Raw genomic sequence first — 6,052 nt, 5'->3', positions numbered from 1 at the left:
CGCACTACGTAGTGCGCGGACACCTTCTTCTTAGGGTTCTGGAAGATGGCCAGAGTGTCCGAGTAGGTCGCCTGCGTCACGTGGATGATCACGAAGTCGACCGGATGGCTCGTCGGGCGGTTGGCGACCGTGTAGTTGGACGTGCTCGCCGGCGACCACTCGGACGGCGGGTAGTCGATCCCCTGAGGCTTCGCGCCCGCCCGGGTGGTGGGGAGTAACGCCGTGGAGAGCGTGGCGAGGGCCGCACTCTGCAGCAGGCGCCGTCGGCTGGGAAGGGCTGTGGGCAGGAACTTGGCTCGGTTCATGAGGGTGCCTCTCGGTGACGACTGAAGGTGACAACTGAAGGCGACAACTGAAGTGGGGTGGGAGATGGGAGTGACCCGGGCGGGAGTTGGGAGTGTCGGGAGTGGCTACGACTCAACGTCCCAGTGCGGCGGCGGTTTCGCGCAGGCGTGCGTGCAGTCCCCGGTGGGTCTCCCGCTCGGGCAGCCATTCCTTGCGGAGCTTGGCGACGCACGTGTAGTTGGTGTCGCAGACGTTGGCCAGCGGCGACTCGACGGTCTGGGTCGCGAACTGGTAGGCGTCCAACTCGCTGAACCCGTAGTCCCGCACCAGCCACTGCACCAGGTCGAGCTGCGATATGCGGAACGCGTCCTCCAAGGGGCGCGCCGAACCGGTCGAGATGATGTGGGTGTCGGACTCGATGCGGGGCCACGGGGTGGCGACCCCCTTGAGCAACTCGACGATCACCACTGTGTTCATCGCACACTCGACGGCGACTCCACAGGTCTCGCCCTCACCCTGCCGCGCGTGGCCGTCACCGAGGCTCAGCAGAGCCCCTTCGACATTCACTCCGAGATAGCAGGTGACACCGGCCCGCATCTCGGGTGTGTCCATGTTCCCGCCGTGCGCGTCCGGGACAAGAGCCGAGCGCACCTCCAGGTTGGCGGGCGCCACACCGACGGTGCCGTGCATCGGGTCCATGGGCAGCTCGATCCGGATGTCGCTGTCGCGGGCGCTGAACAGCGCGGTGCGGCGCGCACGGTCGAGCTGCCAGATCCACACGGTCTCCGGCAGGGGAGGCTGCAGCGTGGCCGTGGTGTGCGTGGACGTGAGCGCCCCGAACAGCGGAACCGTCGTCGACGCGGCCCAGTCCCGCGCCGGCTCGATCGACACGAAGTGCACGGCGACCGTGTCACCCGGCTCCGCGCCCTCCACATGGAACGGCCCTGTCTGCGGATTGAGGAACGGGAACTCGCACACCTCGGACACCAGGTCCTTCTCCGACCGTACCCGCCCGGCGAAGCAGTCCTCCGTAAAGAGGTCGAGGACCGTGCCCGGCGCGATACGGGCCACGGGAGGCGCACCGCCGAACGTCCAGGCGTACTCGCCGGGTTCGGGACGTACGGTCAGGATTCGAGGGTCGCTCATGGTGCACAGCTCCGTTCTGCCGAAGAGTGACGGACGACGTCGCAGCGGCACCACGAGCACCACCACTGCGGCCATCATCCAGGCAGCGACCACCGAATCCACGTACGACCCCGGCGCCGCCAGCCTGGACACGCCTCCGTCCGGTTCGTCCGACGGTGGCGTCTCGCGTGAATCACGGTACGGCTCTCGCCGGTTGGGGAGGAAGAACGCTCTCAGGTCCGTGGACAACGCTGTGACTGTGGATAACTCCGCCACCCGCAAGGGGGATTGAGGCGCCGGGAAGCAGCGCAGAGAGCGCAGTGGCAGGGCTGAAGACCAGGCCGAGAACCTCCCGAGTCGAGCCCGGATCGTCCAGGAGGCCCAGGAGGCCCAGGAGGCCCAGGAGGCCCGGAAGATCCAGAGGCCCGGGAGGTCCGGGACGTGTTCGGCCGCGCCCTACGCCCCGCCGCCCCCCACCGCCGCCGGATCGTCCATCACGGCCCGCACGACCGAGTGCGCGGCGCCCAGCAGGGGGCCCTCGGGGCCGAGCCGTGAGACGGACACCGCGCAGGCGGGACCGGCGGTTCTGCGGGCCAACTCCTGCTCCAGTGACGGCAGCAGCCAGGGCGCGAGCCCGGACAGCGCACCGCCCAGTACGACGGCTTCGGGGTCGAGCAGGTTGACGGCGCCGGTCAGCGCGATGCCCAGCGCGGTCCCGGCATCACGCAGGGCCCGGCGCACGTTCTTGTCGCCCTGCGCCGCACGCTCGGCCAGCAGGCCGACGCGGTCCTCGCCCGGTTCCAGGCCGGCCGCGCGCAGGACGGCCTCCTCGCCGGCGTACTGCTCAAGGCAGCCGCGCCCGCCGCACGCACACGCGGGGCCCTCGGGACGCACCGGGACATGCCCCAACTCGCCCGCGAAGCCATGTGTTCCACGCAGCAGCCGCCCGTCCACGACCACTGCCCCGCCGATGCCGATCTCGGCGGAGACGTGCACGAAGTCGCGCGGAGCGCTCTCGTTGAGCCAGAGTTCGGCCAGTCCGCCGAAGTTCGCCTCGTTGTCGACGGTCAGCGGGACCTCGTCCGGCAGCAGAGCGCCGAGGTCCGTGTCGTGCCAGTCGAGGTTGGGGGCGCGCACCACGGTCCGGGCGTCGCGCGCCACCAGGCCGGGCACGGCGACGGCGAGTCCCGCGGGCCGCAGGCCTTCCTTGGCAGCCTCGGCGACGACCTGCCGTATGAGCCGGGTCAGTTCCCGGAGCACCGGTTCGGGCGACCTGCCGCGGTTCGTGCCGTGCCGCACCGCCCGGGCCCGTACCTCGCCGCGCAGATCGACCGCGCAGACGGCGAGATGATCGACGCCCACCTCCGCACCGATGCCCGCCGGACCGCGCCCGCTGAGGGCGAGCGCCGAGCCGGGCCGCCCCACCCGCCCAGGCCGCTCGGGACCCAGCTCCTCAAGGAGCCCCGAGCGGATCAGCTCGTCCACGAGCGTGGAGACAGCCGCGCGGGTGAGCCCGATGCGTGAGGCGACGGCGGCGCGGGACAGCGGCCCCTCGGCGTTCACGGTGTGCAGCACCCGTGAGAGGTTGCGGCGCCGCATGCCCTGTTGCGTATCGGGCAGGCGACGGCCGGGACTGCTGGGATGGGCCTCGTGCAGCGGTGCGGTCATGCCTCCGTCAGTCCTCGTCCGGCCGGGCGCCTCAGGGTCGTTCTGTCCGTGCGCGCCGATCTGTCCGTGTGTACGACGCCTCCGGAAGGGGGCCGCCGGTGCTGATCGGCCCCCGCCTCCTAGGGCTCGGGCATCAGCGCTGCTCAGCCTCCCGCTCCAGTAGCGGGGCCGCGTCGGAGAGTACCCCGGCGATCCGCGCCAGCGCCGCCTCGTCGCGCTCCACGGCGTCCAGCACCGGCCCACGGGCCGTGTCCCAGCGCCGGGCCACCGCCGCCGGATCCTCGCCGGTCAGCACGCCTGCGGCCTGTGCGGCGGCACCGAGCGCCACCAGCTCCTTGGCCTCGGGCACCTGAACGGGCCGACCGGACAGTCGTCGTACGGTCTCCTGCCAGGCCGTGCCCCGCGCACCTCCACCGATGAGCAGCAGCGGAGCCGAACGGTCCGCGTCCTCGTCGAGCACCAGGTCGAGCGCGCCGAGCAGCGAGTGGACTGCCCCGTCGTACGCGGCCTGGAGCAGTTGCCCACGTGTCGTGTCGTGCCGCAGCCCGTGCAGCAGGCCCGAGGCGTGCGGCAGGTCGGGAGTGCGCTCCCCGTCCAGGTAGGGGAGCAACGTCACGCTCGTGCCCGGCTCGACGGCCTCGCGGTCGATGCCCAGCAGAGCGGCGACGCGGTCCACGGCGAGCGTGCAGTTGAGGGTGCAGGCCAGCGGCAGCCAGTCGCCCCGCGCGTCGGCGAAACCAGCCACCGTTCCGGTCGGGTCGGCGGGGCGGCGCGTGGAGACCGCGTACACGGTGCCGGACGTGCCGAGACTGAGCACCGCAGTCCCCGGGAGCAGCCCCAGTCCGAGTGCCGCGGCGGCGTTGTCACCGGTGCCTGGCGCGACCAGCGTGCCCTTGGAGAAGGGCAGGTCACCGCTGCCGCGCACGGTTCCGGCGACCTCGCCGGGCCGGACCACCCGGGGCAGCAGGGCGGGGTCGAGCCCGACATGGCGGAGGACCTCCTCGTCGTACGCCTCCGTACCGGACGCCCACCAGCCCGTACCGGAGGCATCGCCGCGGTCGGTCGTACCCAGCCCCGTCAGGCGCTCGGTGAGGTAGTCGTGGGGGAGTCGCACAGCGGCGGTCGCGCGCACGGAGTCGGGCTCGTGCTCGGCGAGCCACGCCCACTTGGTGACCGTGAAGGACGGGCCCGGCACACTGCCGGTGCGCTCGGCCCAGGCCTTCGGGCCGCCCAGCTCCTCCACGAGCCGTCGGGCCTGCGGTGCCGAGCGCACGTCGTTCCACAGCAGGGCCGGACGCACCGGGTCGCCCTGGGCGTCGAGCGTGACGAGCCCGTGCTGCTGGCCGCCCACGGACACCGCCGCGGCCTCGCGTGCCGCGTCCCCGCACTGGTGCAGCGCCTCGCACAGCGCGTCCCACCACTGCCGCGGATCGCTCTCGCGACCCGCCCCGGAGGAGACGGTGTGCGGCGCCTGGCCGCTCGCCACGACCTCGCCGGTGGCCGCGTCCACGACCAGGGCCTTGGTGGACTGCGTGGACGTGTCCACGCCGACGACGAGCGGACCCTCGGCTGCTGACATCGGGCTCTCCCTCTTCCGCGGCTCCGCGGGATCTGACCTGGTGTTTTCGGGGTGGATCCGGGCCCACGCGGCGCGCATTCCACTCCTCGTCCCCGTTCGAGGACATCTTGTCTCTTCCCAGAGATGCCTCCGCATACTAATTTGTTAAGTGCCATGACGAAATAGTCGGAGCAAGCAAGGAGCCGCGGCATGAACTACCAGCCCACCCCCGAGGACAGGTTCACCTTCGGCTTGTGGACCGTCGGCTGGCAGGGAAGGGACCCGTTCGGTGACGCCACCCGGGCCGCCCTGGACCCGGTCGAGTCGGTGCAGCGCCTGGCGGAGCTCGGCGCCTACGGAGTGACCTTCCACGACGACGACCTGATCCCCTTCGGGTCCTCGGACACCGAGCGCGAGTCGCACATCAAGCGCTTCCGGCAGGCTCTCGACACGACCGGTATGACCGTGCCGATGGCCACCACGAACCTCTTCACGCACCCCGTCTTCAAGGACGGTGCCTTCACCGCCAACGACCGGGACGTACGCCGGTACGCCCTGCGCAAGACGATCCGCAACATCGACCTGGCCGTGGAGCTGGGCGCGCAGATCTACGTCGCCTGGGGCGGCCGTGAGGGCGCCGAGTCCGGCGCCGCCAAGGACGTACGGGTCGCGCTCGACCGCATGAAGGAGGCCTTCGACCTCCTCGGCGAGTACGTGACCTCCCAGGGCTACGACCTGCGCTTCGCGATCGAGCCGAAGCCGAACGAGCCCCGCGGCGACATCCTCCTGCCGACGGTCGGTCACGCCCTGGCGTTCATCGAGCGCCTGGAGCGGCCCGAGATGTACGGCGTCAACCCGGAGGTGGGCCACGAGCAGATGGCCGGGCTGAACTTCCCGCACGGCATCGCCCAGGCCCTGTGGGCGGGCAAGCTCTTCCACATCGACCTCAACGGCCAGTCCGGTATCAAGTACGACCAGGACCTGCGCTTCGGAGCGGGCGATCTGCGGTCCGCGTTCTGGCTCGTCGACCTCCTGGAGACGGCCGGTTACGCGGGTCCGCGGCACTTCGACTTCAAGCCGCCGAGGACCGAGGACTACGACGGCGTGTGGGCGTCGGCCGCCGGCTGCATGCGCAACTACCTGATCCTGCGCGATCGGACGGCCGCCTTCCGGGCCGACCCCGAGGTCCAGGAGGCCCTGCGTGCCTCGCGTCTGGACGAACTGGCGCAGCCCACGGCCTCGGACGGTCTCCAGGCGCTGCTCGCGGACCGCGCGGCCTTCGAGGACTTCGACGCCGAGACGGCCGCCGCGCGCGGGATGGCGTTCGAGCACCTGGACCAGCTGGCCATGGACCACCTGCTGGGCGTCCGGGGCTGATTCCGTACGACCTCTGTTCGACTTTCGTTCCATTCTGAC

General features: G+C 71.3%; 4 protein-coding genes and 1 pseudogene. 1 reads left to right on the top strand and 4 read right to left on the bottom strand.

The features are described 5' to 3' along the window. The 4 genes and pseudogenes from AOK17_RS52060 to xylB form a co-directional block, all read right to left on the bottom strand. Window positions 1-305 (bottom strand): annotated as a pseudogene (locus AOK17_RS52060) (N-acetylmuramoyl-L-alanine amidase); the annotation flags it as partial. 112 nt (window positions 306-417) lie between these two features. Continuing rightward, a complete protein-coding gene (locus tag AOK17_RS08855; protein WP_055611794.1) occupies window positions 418-1,431 on the bottom strand; it encodes an acetamidase/formamidase family protein in 1,014 nt (337 codons plus the stop codon). Between the two features lie 435 nt (window positions 1,432-1,866). After that, complete coding sequence (locus AOK17_RS08850; protein ID WP_055611790.1) at window positions 1,867-3,078, bottom strand: ROK family transcriptional regulator; 1,212 nt, start codon at window positions 3,076-3,078, stop codon at window positions 1,867-1,869. 133 nt (window positions 3,079-3,211) lie between these two features. After that, window positions 3,212-4,657: a xylulokinase gene (gene xylB, locus AOK17_RS08845; protein WP_055611789.1), complete on the bottom strand. Its 1,446-nt coding sequence runs from the start codon at window positions 4,655-4,657 to the stop codon at window positions 3,212-3,214. A gap of 189 nt (window positions 4,658-4,846) precedes the next feature. On the opposite strand from xylB, the gene xylA reads away from it, so the two are divergent. Then, the gene (gene xylA, locus AOK17_RS08840) at window positions 4,847-6,013 is read left to right on the top strand and encodes a xylose isomerase (protein WP_055611788.1); all 1,167 of its coding nucleotides are present in this window, start codon (window positions 4,847-4,849) and stop codon (window positions 6,011-6,013) included. The last annotated feature ends 39 nt before the right edge of the window (window positions 6,014-6,052 follow it).

The organism is Streptomyces phaeochromogenes (genome assembly GCF_001418655.1).
Lineage (GTDB): Bacteria > Actinomycetota > Actinomycetes > Streptomycetales > Streptomycetaceae > Streptomyces > Streptomyces phaeochromogenes.
This window is presented reverse-complemented; position numbering and strand designations above follow the sequence as displayed.

What these genes read in the sequence shown, in the direction of transcription:
- AOK17_RS08855 (WP_055611794.1), bottom strand. Translation starts at nt 1,431, where the DNA reads ATGAGCGACCCTCGAATCCTGACCGTACGTCCCGAACCCGGCGAGTAC.
- xylB (WP_055611789.1), bottom strand. Translation starts at nt 4,657, where the DNA reads ATGTCAGCAGCCGAGGGTCCGCTCGTCGTCGGCGTGGACACGTCCACG.
- xylA (WP_055611788.1), top strand. Translation starts at nt 4,847, where the DNA reads ATGAACTACCAGCCCACCCCCGAGGACAGGTTCACCTTCGGCTTGTGG.
- AOK17_RS08850 (WP_055611790.1), bottom strand. Translation starts at nt 3,078, where the DNA reads ATGACCGCACCGCTGCACGAGGCCCATCCCAGCAGTCCCGGCCGTCGC.